General features: G+C 72.2%; 22 protein-coding genes. 12 read left to right on the top strand and 10 right to left on the bottom strand.

Annotated elements, in window-relative coordinates:
* Window positions 1-25: 25 nt before the first annotated feature.
* Both HCN51_RS19665 and HCN51_RS19660 read right to left on the bottom strand, forming a co-directional pair.
* Window positions 26-748, bottom strand: a complete 723-nt coding sequence (locus tag HCN51_RS19665) for a TetR family transcriptional regulator (protein ID WP_168010992.1) — start codon at window positions 746-748, stop codon at window positions 26-28.
* A gap of 74 nt (window positions 749-822) precedes the next feature.
* Window positions 823-2,037, bottom strand: coding sequence for an FAD-dependent monooxygenase (locus HCN51_RS19660; RefSeq protein WP_168010991.1), 1,215 nt, complete (start codon window positions 2,035-2,037; stop codon window positions 823-825).
* A 160-nt stretch (window positions 2,038-2,197) separates the two neighbouring features.
* On the opposite strand from HCN51_RS19660, the gene HCN51_RS19655 reads away from it, so the two are divergent.
* From HCN51_RS19655 to HCN51_RS19640, 4 genes are all read left to right on the top strand, one after another.
* Entirely contained in the window at window positions 2,198-3,391 is a 1,194-nt protein-coding gene (locus HCN51_RS19655) for an FAD-dependent monooxygenase (protein ID WP_168010990.1), read from the top strand.
* Between the two features lie 119 nt (window positions 3,392-3,510).
* Window positions 3,511-4,941 carry an adenylosuccinate lyase gene (gene purB, locus HCN51_RS19650; RefSeq protein WP_168010989.1) on the top strand — a complete coding sequence of 477 codons (1,431 nt, stop codon included), beginning with the start codon at window positions 3,511-3,513 and terminating at the stop codon, window positions 4,939-4,941.
* Entirely contained in the window at window positions 4,938-5,672 is a 735-nt protein-coding gene (locus tag HCN51_RS62310) for a GNAT family N-acetyltransferase (protein ID WP_168010988.1), read from the top strand. The genes purB and HCN51_RS62310 overlap by 4 nt, the downstream gene beginning before the upstream one ends.
* 69 nt (window positions 5,673-5,741) lie before the next feature.
* Complete coding sequence (locus HCN51_RS19640) at window positions 5,742-6,782, top strand: DUF4037 domain-containing protein (RefSeq protein WP_168010987.1); 1,041 nt, start codon at window positions 5,742-5,744, stop codon at window positions 6,780-6,782.
* A gap of 68 nt (window positions 6,783-6,850) precedes the next feature.
* On the opposite strand, the gene HCN51_RS19635 is transcribed toward HCN51_RS19640, so the two are convergent.
* From HCN51_RS19635 to HCN51_RS19625, 3 genes are read right to left on the bottom strand one after another with little or no spacing between them, the layout of a single operon-like run.
* Window positions 6,851-7,645 (bottom strand): SRPBCC domain-containing protein, encoded by a 795-nt coding sequence (locus HCN51_RS19635; RefSeq protein ID WP_168010986.1) that lies wholly within the window; start codon window positions 7,643-7,645, stop codon window positions 6,851-6,853.
* Window positions 7,642-7,971 carry an ArsR/SmtB family transcription factor gene (locus HCN51_RS19630; protein WP_168010985.1) on the bottom strand — a complete coding sequence of 110 codons (330 nt, stop codon included), beginning with the start codon at window positions 7,969-7,971 and terminating at the stop codon, window positions 7,642-7,644. Before HCN51_RS19630 ends, HCN51_RS19635 begins: the two co-directional genes overlap by 4 nt.
* Before the next feature lie 51 nt (window positions 7,972-8,022).
* Entirely contained in the window at window positions 8,023-8,784 is a 762-nt protein-coding gene (locus tag HCN51_RS19625) for a MerR family transcriptional regulator (protein ID WP_168010984.1), read from the bottom strand.
* An 82-nt stretch (window positions 8,785-8,866) separates the two neighbouring features.
* Here HCN51_RS19625 and HCN51_RS61405 point away from each other — a divergent pair, with 82 nt between their 5' ends.
* Window positions 8,867-9,667 carry a MerR family transcriptional regulator gene (locus HCN51_RS61405; protein WP_346433711.1) on the top strand — a complete coding sequence of 267 codons (801 nt, stop codon included), beginning with the start codon at window positions 8,867-8,869 and terminating at the stop codon, window positions 9,665-9,667.
* 24 nt (window positions 9,668-9,691) lie between these two features.
* Here HCN51_RS61405 and HCN51_RS19615 read toward each other — a convergent pair whose 3' ends face one another.
* The gene (locus HCN51_RS19615) at window positions 9,692-10,282 is read right to left on the bottom strand and encodes a YdeI/OmpD-associated family protein (protein WP_168010982.1); all 591 of its coding nucleotides are present in this window, start codon (window positions 10,280-10,282) and stop codon (window positions 9,692-9,694) included.
* Between the two features lie 35 nt (window positions 10,283-10,317).
* Window positions 10,318-10,770 (bottom strand): carboxymuconolactone decarboxylase family protein, encoded by a 453-nt coding sequence (locus tag HCN51_RS19610; protein WP_168010981.1) that lies wholly within the window; start codon window positions 10,768-10,770, stop codon window positions 10,318-10,320.
* 115 nt (window positions 10,771-10,885) lie between these two features.
* On the opposite strand from HCN51_RS19610, the gene HCN51_RS19605 reads away from it, so the two are divergent.
* Window positions 10,886-11,842 (top strand): helix-turn-helix transcriptional regulator, encoded by a 957-nt coding sequence (locus tag HCN51_RS19605; RefSeq protein ID WP_168010980.1) that lies wholly within the window; start codon window positions 10,886-10,888, stop codon window positions 11,840-11,842.
* Between the two features lie 583 nt (window positions 11,843-12,425).
* On the opposite strand, the gene HCN51_RS19600 is transcribed toward HCN51_RS19605, so the two are convergent.
* A complete protein-coding gene (locus HCN51_RS19600) occupies window positions 12,426-14,672 on the bottom strand; it encodes an ATP-binding cassette domain-containing protein (protein WP_168010979.1) in 2,247 nt (748 codons plus the stop codon).
* 88 nt (window positions 14,673-14,760) lie between these two features.
* Between HCN51_RS19600 and HCN51_RS19595 the strand changes: the two genes are divergently transcribed.
* Together HCN51_RS19595 and HCN51_RS62305 are read left to right on the top strand one after the other, a co-directional pair.
* Complete coding sequence (locus HCN51_RS19595) at window positions 14,761-15,015, top strand: helix-turn-helix domain-containing protein (RefSeq protein ID WP_168010978.1); 255 nt, start codon at window positions 14,761-14,763, stop codon at window positions 15,013-15,015.
* 62 nt (window positions 15,016-15,077) lie between these two features.
* Window positions 15,078-15,908, top strand: coding sequence for an AraC family transcriptional regulator (locus tag HCN51_RS62305; protein WP_206067263.1), 831 nt, complete (start codon window positions 15,078-15,080; stop codon window positions 15,906-15,908).
* A 55-nt stretch (window positions 15,909-15,963) separates the two neighbouring features.
* Here the strand turns inward: HCN51_RS62305 and HCN51_RS19585 are convergent, their stop codons facing one another.
* Window positions 15,964-16,917, bottom strand: a complete 954-nt coding sequence (locus tag HCN51_RS19585; RefSeq protein ID WP_346433710.1) for a radical SAM protein — start codon at window positions 16,915-16,917, stop codon at window positions 15,964-15,966.
* 128 nt (window positions 16,918-17,045) lie between these two features.
* On the opposite strand from HCN51_RS19585, the gene HCN51_RS19580 reads away from it, so the two are divergent.
* The 4 genes from HCN51_RS19580 to HCN51_RS19565 are packed head-to-tail and all read left to right on the top strand — an operon-like array spanning window position 17,046 to window position 18,671.
* The gene (locus HCN51_RS19580; protein WP_168010977.1) at window positions 17,046-17,369 is read left to right on the top strand and encodes a DMT family transporter; all 324 of its coding nucleotides are present in this window, start codon (window positions 17,046-17,048) and stop codon (window positions 17,367-17,369) included.
* Window positions 17,366-17,983: a TetR/AcrR family transcriptional regulator gene (locus HCN51_RS58130; protein WP_206067262.1), complete on the top strand. Its 618-nt coding sequence runs from the start codon at window positions 17,366-17,368 to the stop codon at window positions 17,981-17,983. The genes HCN51_RS19580 and HCN51_RS58130 overlap by 4 nt, the downstream gene beginning before the upstream one ends.
* A complete protein-coding gene (locus HCN51_RS19570; protein WP_168010976.1) occupies window positions 17,980-18,276 on the top strand; it encodes a DUF952 domain-containing protein in 297 nt (98 codons plus the stop codon). The genes HCN51_RS58130 and HCN51_RS19570 overlap by 4 nt, the downstream gene beginning before the upstream one ends.
* Before the next feature lie 20 nt (window positions 18,277-18,296).
* Entirely contained in the window at window positions 18,297-18,671 is a 375-nt protein-coding gene (locus tag HCN51_RS19565) for a nuclear transport factor 2 family protein (RefSeq protein WP_168010975.1), read from the top strand.
* A gap of 12 nt (window positions 18,672-18,683) precedes the next feature.
* On the opposite strand, the gene HCN51_RS19560 is transcribed toward HCN51_RS19565, so the two are convergent.
* Entirely contained in the window at window positions 18,684-18,953 is a 270-nt protein-coding gene (locus tag HCN51_RS19560) for a hypothetical protein (RefSeq protein WP_168010974.1), read from the bottom strand.
* Window positions 18,954-19,437: the final 484 nt, after the last annotated feature.

The raw sequence follows: 19,437 nt of genomic DNA, 5'->3' as shown, positions 1-19,437 counted from the left end.
GATCGCCATGCGGGGGCGGGGCGGGTTACTGCTGGGGTGTCTGGCTGCGGGCGATGAGGTCGAGGACGGCGTTCCTGGTGGCGTGGAAGACGGCGGTGGTGTCGGCGGCGGCTGCGGCGATGGACTGCTCGGCGGGCGCGTCCGCGGGTTCGAGGAGCTGGGCGACGGTGTCGGCGAGGACGGTGGCGGGGTCGGCGGTGCTGGGTGGGGCGGAGCCGGGCTCGGCCATGGCGGTGCCGAAGCCGACGAGCATGGCGTGCATGGCGTACGCCTGGTCGGCCAGTGGCCGGTCCTGGCGGAGCAGGCCGTGGCGGCGCAGTACCGGCATGACGGCCTGGCACATGCCGCTGGGGCGGGTGCGTTCGAACAGGGCGCGGTCGTCGTCGCGTCCGGTGAGCAGCCGCAGCAGTTCGGCGTCGCGGGCGGGCAGGCGGGGTGCCAGGGGGGAGCGCAGGCCGGTGCGGATCAGCAGCGGGGCCAGGCGGTGCGGCAGGACGGCGGCGGGGTCGGCGGTGAGGTGGGCGATGACCTCGTCGAGGAAGGTGAGCAGCTCGCGGGCGAACAGGCCGAGGATGAGGTCCTCCTTGGTGGCCCAGTACAGGTAGACGGTGCCCTTGCCGACCCCGGCCGCGGCGGCGATCTCGCTGACGGTGACCTTGCGGACGCCGTGGTCGGCCACCAGGTCGCGCGCACTGTCGAGGATGCGGGCGGCCTTGCGCGAGTGGAGCTCGATCAGCTGGGTGGTCACCGGTGGTCCTCTTCCTCGGAAGCTCGGGGGCTCGGGTGCTCGGATGGTGGCGGCGAACCGGGTCGCGCGTGCGGTCAGGCCGCGGCGACGTCCGTGTTCTTGGCCTGCATGTCCTTGGCCATTATCTTGCTCATCGCCCGGCCGATGCCCGGGGCGCGCATCAGGCGCAGCATGCCGGTGCGCAGGAGCTGCTCCCTGCGGTCGTTGGGGGTGAACAGGCGCCGCATGGACAGGATGGTGTCCTGCTGGTGGGCGATGAACGGCCGCATCCGGGCCTCCCAGGCGTCGAGGGCGGCGGGCAGGTCGTCGCCGTGGCGTTGCAGCATGGTGCCGAGCAGTTCGCCGCCGGCGATGCCGCTGGAGGCGCCCATGCCGGAGTACAGGGTCAGGCACCAGGCGGCGTCCCCCATGAGAACGACCCGGCCGCGGTGCCAGCGCGGCATCCTGACCTGGTGGACGGAGTCGAACAGGAACTCCGGCGCCTGCTCGAAACGGCTGAGCAGGCTCTCCAGGAGGGGACCGGCGGGCTCGGGGCCGAAGGCGGCACGCACGGACGCGATGGGCGGGCGGGTGAACTCGGCGTCGATGTCCGCGGTGCGGTAGGAGAACAGCAGGCCGGGGGCGTGGTCGGCGAACGGGAACGTCCACACCGAGCGGCCCGGCTCGGCCAGCACCAGCCCCTCGTGGCGGGCGAACCCCTCGACGGGTTCGTCCAGGACGGTGGCGGCGATCATGTAGTTGAGGGGGTGCAGGTACTCCTGCGGCCCGAAGGTCAGCGCGCGCACGGTGGAGCGCATGCCGTCGGCGCCCACGACGAGGTCGAACCGCTCGGTGACGGCACTGCCGGTCGCGGTGTCGCGCAGGGTGACGTCCACTCCGGCGTCGTCCTGGACGATCGTGCCGGGCACCGTGCGGTAGCGGATCTCCACGTCGTCCGGCAGGGCCGCGAACAGGCCCTGCTCGATGTCGCCGCGCAGCAGCTGGCGGGGGCGCCCGGGCAGCGCGGCCGGGCTCATGCCGGGGCGGCGCCGCCCGGCCCGGTCGACCTCGTGCATGGTGAGGTTCGCGTCACCGCGGTCGCCGATGGCGTCCAGGACGCCCAGCCGCCGCGCCGAGGCGACGCCGGTGCCGAACAGCATGATGAAGTACCCGCCGGAGCGGCGCCCGGCCGCCCGCTCCACCAGCACGGGCTCCCAGCCGACCTGCCGTAGCCGCAGGGTGGTGGCGATGCCGGCGATGCCCAGCCCGACCACCAGGGCGCGGCGGCCGGTCCTGCCGTTGTGCGTCATGACGACTCCTCTCACAGCCTCGTGACCGCGATGCTACCCGACGGACTGACCAGATCGGTTCTTTTGGTCAGTTTCTGGTGGGAGGAACATTCGTTCAAGCCGCCGGCGGGCATCCCGGGCGACAGTGGAGGAGACCGATCCATGACGACAAGGCAGGCTCATGCGGATCCTCATCTCCGGCGCCAGCGTCGCCGGCCCCGTGCTCGCGTACTGGCTGATCAGGCACGGCTTCTCCGTCACCGTCGTCGAGCGCGCGCCCACCCTGCGCAAGACCGGCGGCCACGCGGTGGACCTGTTCAAGCCCGCCCTGCACATCACCGAGAAGATGGGCGTGCTGGCGCGCGTGGAGGAGCGGGCCACCGGCACGCGCCGGATGACCGCCTACGCGGAAGGGGCGCGCCGGCCCGTCCGGGCGGACTTGTCCAAGGTGTTCGGCGCCGCCTCCGACCGGCACGTCGAGATCATGCGGGACGACCTGAGCGAGATCTATTACGACGCCGCCCGCGACGACACCGAATACCTCTTCGGCGACTCGATCACCGCGATCTCACCCGACGGCGAGGTGCGGTTCGAGCGTGCCGCGCCGCGCCGGTTCGACCTCGTGGTGGGCGCCGACGGGCTGCACTCCAACGTGCGCCGCCTCGTCTTCGGCGAGGAGTCCCGCTTCAGCACCGCCACCGGCGCCTACCTCGGGGTGCTGACCCTGCCGGACGTGCGCGGCCTCGACGGCGAGCTGGTCATGCACGTCGGCGCCGGCCGCACCACCGGCATGTACGGGGCGCGCCACCTGGACGAGGCGCGGGCGCTGTTCCTGTTCCGCAGCGAACGCGAGCTCGACTACGACCACCGCGACGTGCCCCGGCAGAAGGAGCTGCTGCGTGCCGCGTTCACCGGCATGCACCCCGAGGTGGACCGCTGGCTGGCCGAGCTGGACCGCACCCCGGCCTTCTACTTCGACTCGATCACCCAGCTGCGCATGGACACCTGGTCGCGGGGGAGGGTGACGCTGGTGGGCGACGCCGGTTACTGCCCGGGCCCGGCCGTCGGCGGCAGCACCACTCTGGCGATCGTGGGCGCGTACGTGCTGGCGGGGGAGCTGGCCCGGGCGGGCGGCGACCACGAGCGGGCCTTTGCCTCCTACGAGCGGGCGATGGCGGGGCCTGTGCGCGGCAGCCGCGAGGTCGCGCTGGGGGCGGCCAGGACGGTCATCCCGTCGAGCCGGCTGGGGGTGCAGGGGCTGGTGCGGGGGGCCCGCCTGGTCTCCGCCCTGCCGCCGGCGCTCGGCCGTGCCTTCCTGCGCCTGACGACCGGCAGCGCGCGCCTGTACAACGCGATGACGGTGGAAGACTATTGATCTACTTTGTAAAGGCGATGGGTTCGGACAAGATCCGATCACCGCCATAAAACACCTAACACCCCGACGACAGGGGAAGGCGTCGGCTCGCCGGACGCCTATGCCTACACTTGTCGAACGTGACTTCCAAGCCGCGTATCCCCAATGTCCTGGCCGGCCGCTACGCCTCGGCGGAGCTGGCGCGCCTGTGGTCGCCCGAATACAAGATCATCGCTGAGCGCCGGTTGTGGCTGGCGGTGCTGCGGGCGCAGGCCGAGCTGGGGATCGCGGTGCCCGAAGGGGCGATCGCCGACTACGAGAAGGTGGTCGAGCAGGTCGATCTGGAGTCGATCGCGGCGCGCGAGCGGGTCACCCGGCACGACGTGAAGGCCCGCATCGAGGAGTTCAACGCGCTGGCCGGGCACGAGCAGGTGCACAAGGGCATGACCTCGCGCGACCTGACCGAGAACGTCGAGCAGCTCCAGGTGCGCGACAGCCTGCTGCTGGTCCGCGATCGGGTGGTGGCCCTGCTGGGCCGCCTGGCGGCGCTGGCGCAGGAGCACGAGGCGACCGTGATGGCCGGCCGCTCGCACAACGTCGCCGCGCAGGCCACCACGCTGGGCAAGCGGTTCGCGACGGCGGCCGACGAGCTGCTGGTGGCCTACCGGCGGCTGGAGGAGCTGATCGGCCGGTATCCGCTGCGCGGGATCAAGGGCCCGGTGGGCACCGCCCAGGACATGCTCGACCTGCTGGGCGGCGACCGGGGCAAGCTGGCCGAGCTGGAGGGGCGGGTGGCGGCGCACCTGGGGTTCGAGCGCCGCTTCACCAGCGTCGGGCAGGTGTATCCGCGCTCGCTGGACTTCGAGGTGGTCAGCGCGCTGGTGCAGCTGGCGGCGGCGCCGTCGTCGCTGGCCAAGACGATCCGGCTGATGGCCGGGCACGAGCTGGTCACCGAGGGGTTCAAGGAGGGGCAGGTCGGCTCCTCGGCGATGCCGCACAAGATGAACACCCGCTCCTGCGAGCGGGTCAACGGCTTGGCCGTGGTGCTGCGCGGTTACGCGTCCATGGTGGGCGAGCTGGCGGGCGACCAGTGGAACGAGGGTGACGTGTCCTGCTCGGTGGTGCGGCGGGTGGCGCTGCCGGACGCGTTCTTCGCCTTCGACGGGCTCGTGGAGACGATGCTGACGGTCCTGGACGAGTTCGGCGCGTTCCCCGCGGTGATCGCCGCCGAGCTGGGCCGTTACCTGCCGTTCCTGGCGACGACCAAGATGCTGATGGCGGCGGTGCGGGCCGGGGTGGGCCGCGAGCAGGCGCACGAGCTGATCAAGGAGCACGCGGTGGCGGCGGCGCTGGCGATGCGCTCGCGCGGCGCGGGCAACGAGCTGCTGGAGCGGCTGGCGGCCGACGAGCGGTTCCCGCTGGACCGGGCGCGGCTGGAGGCGCTGCTGGAGGACCGGGTGTCGTTCACCGGGGCGGCGGCCGACCAGGTGGAGGCCGTCGCCGCGCAGGTGGGCGAGATCGTGGCGGCGCATCCGGAGGCGGCCGCGTACCGTCCCGGCGCGATCCTGTGATCAGAGCGTTACGGTCGCTGAACGACCTGCGGGCCGCGTGCGCGGACGACGACCTGGTGATGTGGACGGCGCAGCGGCTGTCCGGCGGGTCGCGGGCGTGGGCGCTGGGCGAGGCCGTGGTGGCGGGCAGCCCCGCGGTGTCGCGGCACGACCGGCTGGCCGTGTGGGGCGACGCGTCGAGCGCGGTCGCGCTGGTGCGGCACGCGCTGGGCGAGCTGGGGCCGACGTACCGGCCGCTGGGTGAGGTGGAGCTGGTGCGGCAGGTCGCCGGGAAGCTGGAGGGGGTGCGGGAGGCCGCGGAGTTCTCCTGGATGAGCCTGTCCGGCGACCACCTGCCCACCGTCGTGGCCGGTGACGTCGGGTGGCTGGACGACCGTGCGGCGGACGAGGTGGCGCGGCTGCTGGCGGCCGACGCGCCGCACTCGTACGCGGTGCCCGGCGCGCCGGGGGTGCGGCGGTGGGCGGGCGTGCGGGTGGACGGCGTGCTGGCCGCCGTGGCGGCGGACGCGTGGCCGGCTCCCACCGTGGGGTTGCTGGCCGGGGTGGCCACGCGGGCGTCGTTACGCGGGCGCGGCCTGGCCGGGCTGGTGTGCGGGTGGGTCTCGCGCGAGCTCGTGGCGTCCTACGGGCGGGCGGCGCTGATGGTCGACGACGCGAACGTGGCGGCGATCGGCGTGTACGAACGCCTCGGGTACCGCCGCCGGCGGCTGCTGGCCGCGTACGTGACCTGAGCGACGCCTGCCCGCGGGTCGTTAATTGGGATGAGGTTCCGGCACCGCTCGTGCAGAGTTGACGGAGTGATGTCCAACTTTGTACCGGGTATTGAGCTGTCGCGCGCCTTCTATGGCGAGGTGGTGGCGCCGCTGGTGTCCGGGGTTCCGCACAGTGCCGCGTTGATCGGGCCGGGGTCGGAGGTGCTGGAGTTCGACACGGCGCGTTCGGCTGATCATGATTGGGGGCCGCGGGTGCTGCTGTTCGTGCCGGCGGAGCTGGTGGCCGAGGTGGAGGCGAAGGTGGTGGCGGGCCTGCCGGACGAATTCGGCGGGTTCCCGACGGTGTTCGCCTATCACGAGCGGGTGCGGCCCGGGGTGACGGTGGCGGATCTGGGGGAGTGGCTGGTGGAGCGGCTCGGCTTCGACCCCCGGGAGGGGGTGTCGCTGCTGGACTGGCTGGCGGCGCCGTGGCAGCGCCTGGCGGAGGTGACCGGGGGCGCGGTGTTCCGCGACGGGCTGGGGGAGCGGGGGCTGGAGGCGGCCAGGGCGGCGGTGCGCTGGTATCCGCAGGACGTGTGGCGGTACGTGCTGGCGTGCCAGTGGCAGCGGATCTGCCAGGAGGAGCCGTTCGTGGGCCGGTGCGGCGAGGTGGGCGACGAGCTGGGGTCGGCCGTGGTGGGGGCGCGGCTGGCGCGGGAGGTGATGCGTCTGGCGCTGCTGCTGCGGCGGCGCTATCCGCCGTACGCGAAATGGCTGGGCAGCGCGCTGGCGCGGCTGCCGGGGTCGGCGGAACTGGGGGAGTCGCTGGGCGCGGCGATGGCGGCGCGGTCGTGGCGGGAACGGGAGGAGGGCCTGTCGGCCGCGTACGGGCGGGTGGCGGCGCTGCAGAACCGGATGGCGCTGGCGGAGCGGCTGGACGAGGGGGTGCGGGCGTTCTTCGACCGGCCGTTCCGGGTGATCGGGGCGGAGCGGTTCGCGCGGGCGTTGCTGGCGTCGGTGTCGGACCCGGTGATCAGGGGGTTGCCGGTGACGGGGTGCGTGGATCAGCTGTCGGATTCGACGGATCTGCTGGTGGTGCCGGGACGGGCGCGGGCGGTGACGGCGGCCGCGCTGGGCTTGATCGCTTAGAGAATCTACAACGTAAAGGGCGAGGGTATGATGAAGATCCCTCGCCCTTTTTTCGTGATCAAAACCCCTCAAGCGATGAGGGAGGCGGCGAGTTCTTCGGCGCGGATGCGCCAGGCGTCGGCGGTGCCGGGGGCGCCGGTGCAGGTGATGATGAGGCGCGGGCCCTGGCCGGTGCCTGCTGTCAGCTCCCAGCGGACGCTGCCGGTGGCGGTGTCGTACTCCAGGAGCTTGGCGCTCTCGGCGCGGGTGACAGGACCCGGCCGCAGGCCGGGGATCGTGAACGGTGCGGGTGGCAGGGCGCCGGGGGTGGCGTCGGGGCCGCCGAGGAGGTGCCAGACGTGTTCGGCGGGGCGGGTGAGCTGGCGTTCGGTGCGGACGGTGGTGCCGTCGGCGGTGGTGGAGTGCAGGCCGAGGATGGCGTGGTAGTCCTCGTGGAGGCGGGCGCTGTGGGCGGGGCCGGGGTCGGCTGGGACGGGGCTGGGGCGCTGGTCGAGGTGGGCGAGCAGGGCGATGAGGCAGGTGTGCCAGCCGGCGGCGAAGCTGGCGGCGCCGTGGTGGTCGGTGAAGGTGTGGGTGAGGGTGAGCAGGGTGCCGGTGCCGTCGGGGGTGAGGTGCCAGCGGAGTTCGTCCTCGCCCCAGGTGTGGGCGAAGGTGTGGGGTGGGTCGTTGTGGGTGATGTGGCCGTGGGGGCCGAAGCCGTAGGTGATGTGGTCGCCGTTGATGGTGACGTCGGCGGGGAACCAGGCGGCGAGGTGCTGGGGCTGGGTGATGGCGCGCCAGACTTTTTCGGGTGGGTGGGGGAGGCGGCGCTGGAGGGTGAGGGTGGTGCGGCCGTCGGGGTGGAGGGTGAGGGTCTCGTTCATGGGGTGGGGCCGTCCTGCGCGGGGTGGTCGTCCATGGTGTCGAGGTGGTGTTCGAGGTGGTCGAGGGCGGTGTTCCAGAGTTTGCGGTAGGGGGTGAGCCAGGCGTCGATCTCGGCGAGGGGTTGGGGGCGGAGTTCGTACCAGCGGCGTTGGGCGTCTTTGCGGACGGTGACGAGGCCGGCTTGGCGCAGGATGCGCAGGTGTTTGCTGGTGCCGGGTTGGGTGAGGCCGAGGTGGTGGGTGAGTTCGCTGACTTGGTGGGGGCGTTGGAGGAGGAGGTCGAGGATGTGGCGTCGTGCGGGTTCGGCGAGGACGTCGAAGGGCATGTCCGCGAATATACCGGGCTGGTTATATGCCTGCAAGGGTATGTAGTGGGGTCAGGGGGTATGGCGGCGGGCGTTGGCGTGGATGGCGTGCTGGAAGTAGGCGGCCAGGCCGGGCATCAGGGCCTCGAAGGTGGCGGTGAAGCGAGGGTCGTCGACGTAGCGGTCGGCCAGGCAGCGGTGCAGGTCGGGCGGGCAGTCGTAGAACCAGCGGGTGATGAGGCCGCGGTGGCGCTCGGCGATGTCCATGACGGCGGGGCTGTCGGCGGGCAGGCCGGCTTTGAGGGCGGCGATGAGGTCGTCGGTGATGGTGGTGGCTTCGGCTTTGTGCTGGAGCCAGTCGGCGGCGGTGTAGGCGGCGACGCGGCGGCGGGTCTGCGCGAGCTCCTGGCTGTGGCCCCAGCGGCGTTCGACTTCGGCGTCGTGGTCTTCGGGCCGGAAGTCGCCGAAGATGTCGAAGCGTTCTTCGGGGGTGAGGGTGATGCCGCCGGCGCGGGCGGCGATGGTGCGTTCGACGGCGGCGATGACCTCTTGCAGGCGGGTGGCTTTGCGGGTGAGGAGCTCGTGCTGGCGGCGCAGGTGGGTGAGCTCGTCGGTGTGGGGTTCGTCGAGGATGACGGCGATCTCGTCGAGGGGGAAGCCGAGCTCGCGGTAGAGGAGGATCTGCTGCAGGCGGGCGAGGTCGTCGTCGGTGTAGCGGCGGTAGCCGGAGTGGGTGCGCTCGCCGGGGGTGAGCAGGCCGATCTCGTCGTAGTGGTGCAGGGTGCGGACGGTGATGCCGGCCAGGCGGGCGACTTGTCCGACGGAGAAGCTCATGGTGTCCACTGTGCGGGGTGACGTGGGGTGAGGGTCAAGCCGGGTGGACTCTCCGCTTGTGGGAGGGGTCATGCTGGTGGGCGTGGATGAGGAGTTGCTGCCGATCGGGCAGTTCGCCCGGCTGGGGCGGTTGAGTGTGAAGCAGTTGCGGCATTACGACGAGCTGGGGTTGCTGCGGCCGGCGTTCGTGGACGCGGAGACGGGTTACCGGTATTACCGGGCGTCGCAGGCGCGGGCGGCGTTGACGATCGGGTTGTTGCGGTCGCTGGATGTGCCGCTGGCGGTGGTGGGTGAGGTGCTGGGGCGTCCGCCGCAGGAGGCGGCGGGGGCGTTGTCGGGGGTGCGGGACGCGTTGGAGGCGGAGCTGGCGCGGCGGCGGCGGACGCTGGCGGCGTTGGAGCGGGTGATGGCCGGGGGGTTGCCGGCGGCGGAGGTGCGGCTGGTGCGGGAGCCCGCGTCGCGGGTGGCGGTGGTGCGGGAGCGGGCCTCGGGGGTGGCGGACATCGGGCGGGCGACGTCGCTGGCGGTGGCGCGGGTGCTGGAGGCGGCGTATCCGGGGGATGGGCCGGTGCGGCTGGTGGGGCTGTTCCCGGTGGATCTGGGGGAGGTGGTGGAGGTGTCGGCGGCTTTGGTGCTTCAGGAGGGGTGGCGGGTGTCGGGGGCGCGGGTGGAGGTGCTGCCGGGCGGGGTGTTCGCTTGTGCGACGCATGTGGGGCCGTACGACCAGATCTCGTTGACGGCGCATGCGGTGCTGGCGTGGTGCGCGGAGCGGCGGCATGTGGTGCGGGGGTCGTTGCGTGAGGTGTACGTGTCGGATCCGGCGGTGACGGCGCCGGAGGAGCTGGTGACGCGGTTGATGGTGTGCGTGGAGGAGGACGGCTGAGAGGAGCGGGCCGGGCCCCCGCGTTCAGCTGCCGAGGGTGCGCTTTTGGGGATGGGGGGTCTCGCCGCGGGCGAGCATGTCGACGAACTGGGTGAGGCGGCGGGCCCGGGTGTCGGCGCGTTTGGCGTTGGCGAGCCGGTAGAGGATGGCGTAGCGGTTCTGGGCGGTGAGGATGTCGAACATGGCTTGTGCCTGGGGGTTGGCGGCCAGTGCGGCGGCCAGGTCGGCGGGTACCTCGATGGCGGCCTGTCCGGCGTAGGCGCGTTCCCAGCGGCCGTCGGCCTTGGCGCGTTCGACCTCGGCCAGGCCGGCCGGGTGCATGCGGCCCTCGCTGATGAGGCGGGTGACGATGGCGACGTTCCGTGCCGACCAGGCGCTCTGCTTTCCGCGCGGGGTGAAGCGGCGGCAGTAGGTGGTGTCGTCCCGCCGTCGTAGCCGGCCGTCGATCCAGCCGTGGCACAGGGCTTCGTCGAGTGCCTGGTCGTAGGTGAGGCTGGTGGGCCGGGTGGTGCTCTGCTTGGCGAGGACCAGCCATACCCCTGGCGAGGTGTCGTGGTGGGTGGTGAGCCAGTCGTGCCAGGCTTGGGCGTCGGGGACGGTCAGTTCGTCGCTCATCGTCAGGTGCCCCTGGTGATCGTCGAAGGGATGGGTTACGACCAGGCCCTGCCGGCCTGCTCCCGGATCGTGTGGTTGATCCGGTTGAAGAAGCCGGTGAGGGCGATGTTCAGAATGATCGCCGACAGTTGCTTCTCGTCGAAGGAGGTGGCGGCGGCGTCCCAGATGTCGTCGGTCACGCCTGGCGCGCCGTCCTGGATGCGGGTGGCGGCCTCGGTCAGCGCGAGCGCCGCCCGCTCCTGCTCGGTGTAGAACGGGGTCTCGCGCCAGGCGGCCACGCTGTGCAGCCGCTCGTCGGTCTCTCCGAGCTTCTTGGCCGACTGGACGCCGGCGAACACGCACGGGCCGCAGCCGTTGATCTGGCTGGCCCGCAGGTGGACGAGTTCGAGCACGAGCGGGTCGACGCCGGCGGCGTGGATCGCCTTGTGGAGGTGCTGGATCGCGGTGATCACGTCCGGGTTCGCCAGGCTCTTCATCCGTGCTTGCATGGGTGCTGCCCTTCGATCGTCATGGGCTTTGCGCCGAGGGGTTCTCGGTCTCGCCGGCGAGATTACGGGATGACCCGGTCAGAAACGGTCCTGGTCATCGGGGAGACTGTCAGCCATGGTCAACACCTCGGCGCGGCTGCTGCAGCTGCTGGCTCTGCTGTCGGCGCGGCAGTCCTGGACGTGCGCCGAGCTGGCCGCCCAGCTGCGGATCACCGAGCGGACGGTCCGGCGGGACATCGCGCGGCTGCGGGAGCTCGGCTACGGCATCGAGTCGGAGATGGGCCCGTGGGGCGGTTACCGTCTCGGGCCCGGCACCGGCATTCCGCCGCTGATCCTGGATGAGGGGGAGGCGCTGGCGGTCGCCGTGGGGCTGCGCGCGGCCGCGTTCAGCGGGGTGTCGGGCAGCGATCAGGCGGCTCTGTCGGCGCTGCTGAAGCTGCGCCAGGTGCTGCCGGCCAGGATCGCCGACCGGCTCGGGGAGCTGGACGCCGCGTTCACCCACACCGCCTTCCCCGACGACGGTCGGATCTCGCCGGCGCTGCTGCTCGGCCTGGCGACGGCGTGCCGGCGGGGCGAACGCGCGCGGCTGACCTACCGTGACGGGGGCGGGACGACGTCCACGCGGCGGGTGGATCCCTACCGGCTCATCTACACCGGCCGCCGCTGGTATCTGCTGGCCTATGACGTGACGCGGCAGGACTGGCGCACCTTCCGTACGGACCGCATCGTCGACGCCGACGCGACCGGGCAGGCCGGCGCGCTGCCCGACCCGCCGGATCCGGCGCGGATGGTGGGCACGGGCATCGCGTCGCGGCCCTACCCGATGCGGGTGAGCATCCGGCTGGCGGTGCCGGCCGATGAGGCGCGCCGGCTGGTGCCGCCGACGGTCGGGGTGCACCGCCCGGACGGTGCGGACGCGACGATCGTCGACATCGGCGGGCCGGACGCCGACGGGCTGGCCCGCTACCTGCTCAGCCTCGGCCGGCCGCTGCGGATCCTGCATCCGGAGGAGGTCCGGCAGGCGTTCCTCGCCCGTGCCCGGCAGCTCCTGGAGGACAACCAGGCGCCGTGACGGCTGGTCAAGGGCGGGCAGGGGGCGTGCCATGCCAAGGTCAAAAGTTGCTGTGGCTTCGTGATCGGGGCGGACCTGCGGCGTGAGCGGGACATAACCTGGGGGCGACGACCCGGGAGCGTGGCCCACGCCGGCCACGGCCCCCGCGTCGCCAGTATGCACAGCGCGTCCATGACAGCGCGTGCCGTCCCGGCTCTGCGGGGTGGCGCGGGTGCTGATCGACTGGAGTTACGCCTCATGTTAGGAAGTGGAACGGCTGCTGCTTTCCGGCGGCGTGCCGGTGCGGCCCGCCGGCCGGCGGGCCGCCGCGCGCCGTGCGGGCCGGGGCGTGGTCCCGTGCGGGATCTCGCGCGGCGTCAGGTGAGGCGGCGGCGGATTCGTCCCTTGTGCGGGTTATCAGCGAAAGCGCGTGCCGTGGTGGCGCCGGTCGTCACGGTACGGCGCAGTGGGCCCCGCGCCCGGGTTGCCGTGGTGGAGCGGCGGGCGATGGGCCGGCAGTGGTTGCGCCACGGGCGGGTGGCGGAGCTGGAGCACGGCTTATTACCCGGCTTATTAGCCGGTGCCGGGCATGCCGGGCGCCCGGTCAGCCGAGTGCGGCTTTGAGGTGGGCGCCGGTGATCGAGCCCGGCGCTGAGACGAGGTCCTGGGGCGGCCCTTGGAACAGGACGCGGCCGCCGTGCTTGCCGCCGCCGGGGCCGAGGTCGATCACCCAGTCGGCGCGTTTGACGACGTCGAGGTGGTGCTCGATGACGATGACGGTGTTGCCGCCGTCCACGAGCCGGTCCAGCAGGGCGATGAGCGTCTGGACGTCGGACAGGTGCAGGCCGGTGGTGGGCTCGTCCAGGACGTGGATGGCGCCGGTGCGGTGCAGCTCGGCGGCGAGTTTCATGCGTTGCAGCTCGCCGCCGGACAGGGTGGAGGTGGGCTGTCCGAGGGTGAGGTAGCCGAGGCCGACGTCGAGCAGGGCGTGGACGCGTGCGGTGACGGCGGGCTCGGTGAAGAAGGCGGCGGCCTGCTCGGCGGTCAGGGCGAGGACGTCGGCGATGGAGTGGCCGCGCAGCCGGTGGGTGAGCGCGTCGGGACGGTAGCGGGTGCCGTCGCACATTTCGCACACGGTGGTGATGGGGTCCATGAAGGCCAGGTCGGTGTGGATGAGGCCGCGGCCTTCGCAGCGGGGGCAGGCGCCGTCGGAGTTGTGGCTGAACAGGGCGGGTGGTGCGCCGGTGGCGCGGGCGAACAGGCGGCGGATCGGGTCGAGGATGCCGAGGTAGGAGGCGGGGCTGGAGCGGGCGGAGGTGCCGGGGGCGCTCTGGTCGACGATGGTGACGGCGGGGTGCTGGGCGGGCAGGATGCGGGTGGCGAGGGTGGATTTGCCGCTGCCGGCGACGCCGGTGATGCAGGTGAGCACGCCGGTGGGCAGGTCGAGGGCGACCTGGTGCAGGTTGTGCAGGGTGGCGGGGGACACAGGGAGCCGGCCGGTGGGGTGGCGCGGGCTGGTCTTGAGCGGGACGCGGTGGCGCAGGGCGCGTCCGGTGGGGGTGTCGGCGCGGGTGAGGGCGGCGCCGTCGCCTTGGAAGACGACCTGGCCGCCGTGGGTGCCGGCGCCGGGGCCGAGGTCGATGACGTGGTCGGCGATGGCGATGACGTCGGGGTCGTGCTCGACGACCAGGACGGTGTTGCCTTTGTCGCGCAGGGCTCGCAGGAGGGTGTTGAGCCGTCCGACGTCGCTGGGGTGCAGGCCGGCGCTGGGCTCGTCGAAGACGTAGGTCATGCCGGTGAGGGCGGAGCCGAGGTGGCGGACGGTTTTGAGGCGCTGGGCCTCGCCGCCGGAGACGGTGGAGGTTTCGCGGTCGAGGGTGAGGTAGCCGAGGCCGATGTCGTTGAGGCGGCGCAGGGCGCGGGCGGCGGCGTCGGCGACGGGGTTGTGCAGGCCGTCCAGGACGGTGATGAGGTCGGTGATCTCCATGGCGGCGTGGTCGGCGATGGTGTGGGGGCCGATGCGGGTGGCCAGGGCGGCTTGGTTGAGGCGGGCGCCGTGGCATTGCGGGCAGAGGCCTTCGGTGATGAGGCCGGCGACGGCGCGGCGGGTGCGTTCGGACAGGGTGGAGGTGTCGCGCCGCAGGTAGAGGCGGGTGAAGCGGTCGGCGACGCCTTCGTAGTCGACCTTGTTGAGGGTGCCGTTCTTGCCGTGGACGTCGACGGTGAAGCCGCTGCCGTGCAGGAGGAGGTCGCGTTCGGCGGGGGTGTAGTCGCGGACGGGTTTGGCGGGGTCGAAGGTGCCGGAGCGGGCGTAGATCTGCCATTGCCAGGTGCCGACGCCGAACAGGGGGAAGCGGATGGCGCCGTCGTCGAGGGAGCGTTCGTCGTCGATGAGGGCGTCGATGTCGAGGCGGACGGCGCGGCCGAGGCCGTCGCAGCCGGGGCACATGCCGGCGGGGTCGTTGAAGGAGTAGGCGAAGGAGTAGCCGGCGCTGGGGGTGCCGTAGCGGGAGAACAGGACGCGCAGGATCGGCATGATGTCGGTCATGGTGCCGACGGTGGAGCGGGCGTTGCCGCCGACGGGTTTCTGGTCGACGACGATGGTGGCGCTGAGGTGGTCGATGGATTCGACGTCGGGTTTGTCGTAGGAGGGCAGGCGGTTGCGGATGAAGGCGGTGTAGGTCTCGTTCAGCTGGCGCTGGGCTTCGGCGGCGATGGTGTCGAAGACGAGGGAGGACTTGCCGGAGCCGGACACGCCGGTGAAGACGACCAGGCGGTTCTTGGGGATGCGCAGGCTGACGTTCTTGAGGTTGTTGACGCGCGCGCCGGTGATCTCGATGCTGTCGTCCATCCCCCCACGTTACCGTATGGTGTACGGGACGCTGTACGGTCCATGGCGCGGTGCGAGCCCCCTCCCGCGGCCGGTATACAGTGGGGCCATGGTGCGACCACCGCTGACCCCCGAGGAGCGGCTGCGCGGCGAGCAGCTCGGCCAGGTGCTGCGCCAGGCACGCGGCGATCGCAGCATCGTCGAGGTCGCCGCCGCGGCCGGCATGTCCGCCGAAACCCTCCGCAAGATCGAGACCGGCCGCATCGCGACGCCGGCGTTCTTCACCATCGCGGCGCTGGCCGACGTGCTCGGCATCTCCCTCGACCGCCTCGCCGTCCGCTCCACCCCGGCCGCCACCGGCTAACCCCACCGGCCTTCCTGACGCGCACGCCCGCCCGTTCCGGGGATACTGTGCGGGTGGAGTACGTGTCCAGAGTGCCGCGACCGCCGCTGGACGGGCTGATCGACGACCTCTACTACCTGGAGGGCGCGTCCCCGTACGCGCGGCTGACGCTGCCGCCGAGCCCGTCGGCCCTGCTGATCGTCAACCTCGGGGCGCCGTTCCGCATCCGCGCCGGCACCGACACCGAAGCGGGCGCCTACGCCGACGGCTGCGTGCTCACCATGCCCACCCGCGCCGTCGAGTTCGGCTACCCGCCCCGCACCCGGTCCGTCGGGGTGCACTTCAAACCGTGGGGGCCGGCGCCGTTCCTGCCGATGCCCGCGGCCGAGCTGCGCGACCGGCCGGTCACACTGGAGCAGGTGTGGGGCCGGGCCGCCGTCGCCGAGCTGCGCGAGCGGCTGGCCGCGGCGAGCGGGCCGCACGCGATGCTGACGCTGCTGGAGCGGGAGCTGATGCGGCGGCTGCGCGAGACCCCCGGCCTCGCGCTGGTCCGCCACACCAGCGACGTCATCGCGGCCAGCGGCGGGACGGTCACGATCGGCGACCTGAGCGTGGCCGCCGGGGTCAGCAGCACCCATCTGGCGCGGCGGTTCAAGGAGCTCATCGGCGTCACCCCCAAACGCCTCGCCCGTACCCACCGCTTCACCGCCACCGTGTTCGCGATCGACCCCGCCGGGCCCATCGACTGGGGCGGCCTCGCCGGCGGCGCGGGCTACTTCGACCAGGCCCACTTCGGCCACGAGTTCCGCGCCTTCACCGGGCTCACGCCCACCCGGTACATCGAGGTCCGGCGGCGGTTCCTGCGCGACCACCCCGGCCACGTGCTGAACGGCTGGCCGCTGCCGGCCGACTGACCTCTCACCAGACAGGCCAGGGGACGACCGGGGCTGTCAGACGAGACGGGGGCTGTCAGACGAGCGCGAGCTGCGCCGCCTTCGGCTCGCCCTGTGCCGGTTCGGGGGCGCCGTACTCCATCCCGTACATGTGGCACAGCTGCGCGATCTGCCCCGTGATCCGGCCCTCGTAGGCCGGTGACGGCAGGCCCGCGCGGTCGTACAGCTCCTCGTAGCGGGCCACGAGCTGCGGATGCGCCTGCTCCAGCCACTCCACGTACCAGGCGCGCGTGCCCGGCGGCAGCCGCAGCACCACCGGCTCCACCCGCCGCACCCCGGCCGCGGCGATGCGGCGTACGGTGGCGGCGAGCTGGTCGGCGGCGTCGCTCAGCAGCGGCAGCACCGGCGCCATCAGCACCCGGCAGTCGACGCCCGCCTCCACCAGCGCCGAGACCAGCTCCAGCCGCGCCTGCGCGGGCGGCCCGCCGGGCTCGACGGCGCGCCGGATCCGCTCGTCCACGAACGCGATCGACACCGCCACCCGCGCCCCGGCCCGCGCCAGCAACTCGGCGTCGCGCAGCACCAGCGGCCCCTTGGTGTAGACGGTGAACGGGGTGCCCGCGCCGGCCAGCGCCGCGATCACGCGCGGCATCAGCCGGTAGGTCTCCTCGGCCGCCTGGTAGCAGTCGCCGCCCAGCCCGACCGCGATCTCGCCGCCACCCCAGCGTTGCAGCTCGGCACGCAGCCGCTCGGCGACGTTCGGGCGCACGACGATGCGGGTGTCGAAGTCGCGGCCCATGTCGAGGCCGAGCTTGCGGTGCGCGGTGCGGGCGCCGCAGCCGCGGCAGGCATGGGCGCAGCCGCGGTAGGGGGAGACGGCCCACTGCTGGGCGATGCCCGCGGCCGGCGGCACCCGCTCGATCACGGTGCGGGCCTGCAGCTCGTAGAAGCCGTCACGCAGCACGGCCCGCCGCTCGATCAGCGGGCGATCGTCGGCGGCGTCGACCAGCGAAAGCGCGTCCCAAGCCACACCCTCCAGTGGAACACGTATTCGACTCGGTTTTCAAGCGATTCCCCTCAACCCGCGCCGCCGGTGGGGGAGCGGCACCGTAAAATCAGGACACCCGTACCACTTTTCGCCGCACCCCAGGAGAACCCATGGCCTGGATCCTGCTCGCCCTCGCCATCACCAGCGAAGTCCTCGCCACCACCGCCCTCAAGCTCAGCAACGGCTTCACCCACCTCGGCTGGAGCATCGCCGTCGCCGCCGGCTACATCACCTCCTTCGCCCTGCTGGCCCGCGTCCTGAAACTCCAGCTCGACATGGGCACCGCCTACGCCGTCTGGTCCGGCGCCGGCACCGCCGCCATCGCCCTCATCGGCGCCGCGTTCATGGGGGAGAGCCTCACCCCACTCAAGATCAGCGGTATCCTGCTCATCATCGGCGGCGTCGTCCTCCTCAACCTCGCAGGTGGCCATTGAACGCACTGAACCCACCCGGCTCCCCAGACGGGCACCCAGACGGGCACACCGACGGCACCACCCCGCGCACCCCGAGCCAGGAACGCGGCCGCCGCCGCCGCGCCACCCTCCTCAACGCCGCCGTCGCCCTGCTCACCGAGGGCGGCTTCAACGCCGTCACCCACCGCGCCGTCGCCCAGCGCGCCCACCTGCCGCTGGCCGCCACCACCTACTACTTCGCCTCCCGCGACCAGCTCCTGGCCGAAGCGTTCGCCCAGCTGGTCGAGACCGAGCTGGCCACCACCCGCGCCTGGATCACCCGCCACGGCCTGCCCGCCCTCACCGACCAGGTCGCCACCGCCGACCGCACCCGCCAGCTCGGCCTGTGGGAGCTGTACGTCCACGCCGGCCGCGACCCCGTCCTGCAGCACATCGCCCGCCGCTGGACCGACGGCTGCGTCCGCCTCATCGCCGAAACACTCGGCCGGCCCGAGAACGACCCCCGCGTCCGCCTCCTCTACACGACCGTCTCCACCCTGTGGCTCGAACACGTCGTGGAACAACGCCCTCTTGACGAGGCCCGCGCCCTGCTCGGCCTCGCCCTGACCCAGGCCACCGCCGGAAGGACCCCATGACCATCCACCACCTCGCCCTGGCCACGGACTGGGACAACGCACGGACGGCGGGGGAGTACCGCATCTCCACCCTCGGCCGCACCCTGGAAGAGGAGGGCTTCATCCACTGCAGCCGCGACCTGGACCAGCTGCGCGGCGTCCACACCGCCTTCTACGGGCACGTCACCGAGCCGCTGCTCATTCTCGACATCGACCCGGCCGGCCTCGACGTGCGCCTCGAGAACGGCTTCCCGCACCTGTACGGGCCACTGCCCCTGGCCGCGGTCACCGCCGTACGCCCCTACACCCCCTGAACCCACCCGTAAGGCAGCCCATGGACATCTGGCAGGCCGCCCAGCGTTTCGCCGACACCTGGCAGCGCGGCTGGACCCACCACGACGTCGCCGCCATCACCGCCCTCTACCGCGACGACGCCGTCCACACCAGCATGCCGTTCCGCCCGCCGCACCACGGCAGGCAGGCCATCGCCGACTACATCACGTGGTCCTTCACCGACGAGCGCGACCCCGAGGTGACCTTCTCCGCACCCCTGGTCGACGGCGACCGGGCCGCCATCGAGTTCCGCGTCCGCGCCTACGACAACGGACGCCCCATCACCCTGGCAGGCTGCGTCTTCGCCCAGTTCGACCCCGACGGCCTGGCCGTGCGTACCCGCGACTACTGGCACACCACCGACGGCCACCACTGAGGACGAGGCGCTCTAACGCACCACCCGCAGGCCCGCACGAGCCGCGGGCTGCACCTGGGCACGATTCTGGGCAGGCATCGGGTTCGGGGCAGGGGAGGGGACGACCGGCTGCGGACGCGTCATCTGCTGCGTCTGCGCCTGCTCCGTCAAGGTGTGCTGCGTCAACGTCTGCTCGGTCACCTCGGCGCAGCCGCCCGCGCAGTACCCGTTCGTCACGATGAGCCGCCCCCGCAGCGGCGTGTACGACTCCTTACCGGTGGCCGGCAGAACCCTCTGACACACCGGACATAACACCGACTCGTTCCTCACCGTGCTGCTCCTCTCGCGGCGCGAATAGCAGGAGCTCCACCCTACGGCCACATCCGCCACCAAGAACAGGAATCAACCCAAAGTCAAAGCGGCCGTCAACGCCCGCGCAGGCCGTGCGACCAGAGCCGATGACACCGCGTCACCCCCGCTCAGCCGCCTTCCAGCCCCCTGCGCACACCCCCGCTCACAACGATCGAGCGGCCGTAAAAATCTTCCCAGAAAACCCGCGCGCCCCACCCGCACAGGGGAGCGCCTGACTCCCCGCCACCCCCTCTACTTGACATAATGTTCATTATCGAGCAACCACGGAGAGGGGCCGCATAAACCACCCACACCCGGGAAGACGCCCCACCATGCGCCCACTGGAGATCGCCACCCCCAGCATCATCGCCCTGACCGCCGTCATCACCGCCGCCGCCATCTGGCTCATCATCCTGGCCGCCCGCCTCACCAGAAG

This window comes from Nonomuraea composti, assembly GCF_012034275.1.
In the GTDB taxonomy this organism is placed as follows: domain Bacteria; phylum Actinomycetota; class Actinomycetes; order Streptosporangiales; family Streptosporangiaceae; genus Nonomuraea; species Nonomuraea composti.
Note: the sequence above shows the minus strand (reverse complement) of the source record. Positions and strands in the feature narration are given on the sequence as shown.

Coding starts and splice junctions, on each gene's coding strand:
- HCN51_RS19625 (WP_168010984.1), bottom strand. CDS start 8,784: ATGAGCTTCTCCGTCGGACAAGTCGCCCGCCTGGCCGGCATCACCGTC.
- HCN51_RS19595 (WP_168010978.1), top strand. CDS start 14,761: ATGGTGCGACCACCGCTGACCCCCGAGGAGCGGCTGCGCGGCGAGCAG.
- HCN51_RS19635 (WP_168010986.1), bottom strand. CDS start 7,645: ATGAACGAGACCCTCACCCTCCACCCCGACGGCCGCACCACCCTCACC.
- HCN51_RS19640 (WP_168010987.1), top strand. CDS start 5,742: ATGTCCAACTTTGTACCGGGTATTGAGCTGTCGCGCGCCTTCTATGGC.
- HCN51_RS19615 (WP_168010982.1), bottom strand. CDS start 10,282: ATGAGCGACGAACTGACCGTCCCCGACGCCCAAGCCTGGCACGACTGG.
- HCN51_RS19570 (WP_168010976.1), top strand. CDS start 17,980: ATGACCATCCACCACCTCGCCCTGGCCACGGACTGGGACAACGCACGG.
- HCN51_RS19610 (WP_168010981.1), bottom strand. CDS start 10,770: ATGCAAGCACGGATGAAGAGCCTGGCGAACCCGGACGTGATCACCGCG.
- HCN51_RS19605 (WP_168010980.1), top strand. CDS start 10,886: ATGGTCAACACCTCGGCGCGGCTGCTGCAGCTGCTGGCTCTGCTGTCG.
- HCN51_RS19580 (WP_168010977.1), top strand. CDS start 17,046: ATGGCCTGGATCCTGCTCGCCCTCGCCATCACCAGCGAAGTCCTCGCC.
- HCN51_RS19600 (WP_168010979.1), bottom strand. CDS start 14,672: ATGGACGACAGCATCGAGATCACCGGCGCGCGCGTCAACAACCTCAAG.
- HCN51_RS19655 (WP_168010990.1), top strand. CDS start 2,198: ATGCGGATCCTCATCTCCGGCGCCAGCGTCGCCGGCCCCGTGCTCGCG.
- HCN51_RS19630 (WP_168010985.1), bottom strand. CDS start 7,971: ATGCCCTTCGACGTCCTCGCCGAACCCGCACGACGCCACATCCTCGAC.
- HCN51_RS19565 (WP_168010975.1), top strand. CDS start 18,297: ATGGACATCTGGCAGGCCGCCCAGCGTTTCGCCGACACCTGGCAGCGC.
- HCN51_RS19660 (WP_168010991.1), bottom strand. CDS start 2,037: ATGACGCACAACGGCAGGACCGGCCGCCGCGCCCTGGTGGTCGGGCTG.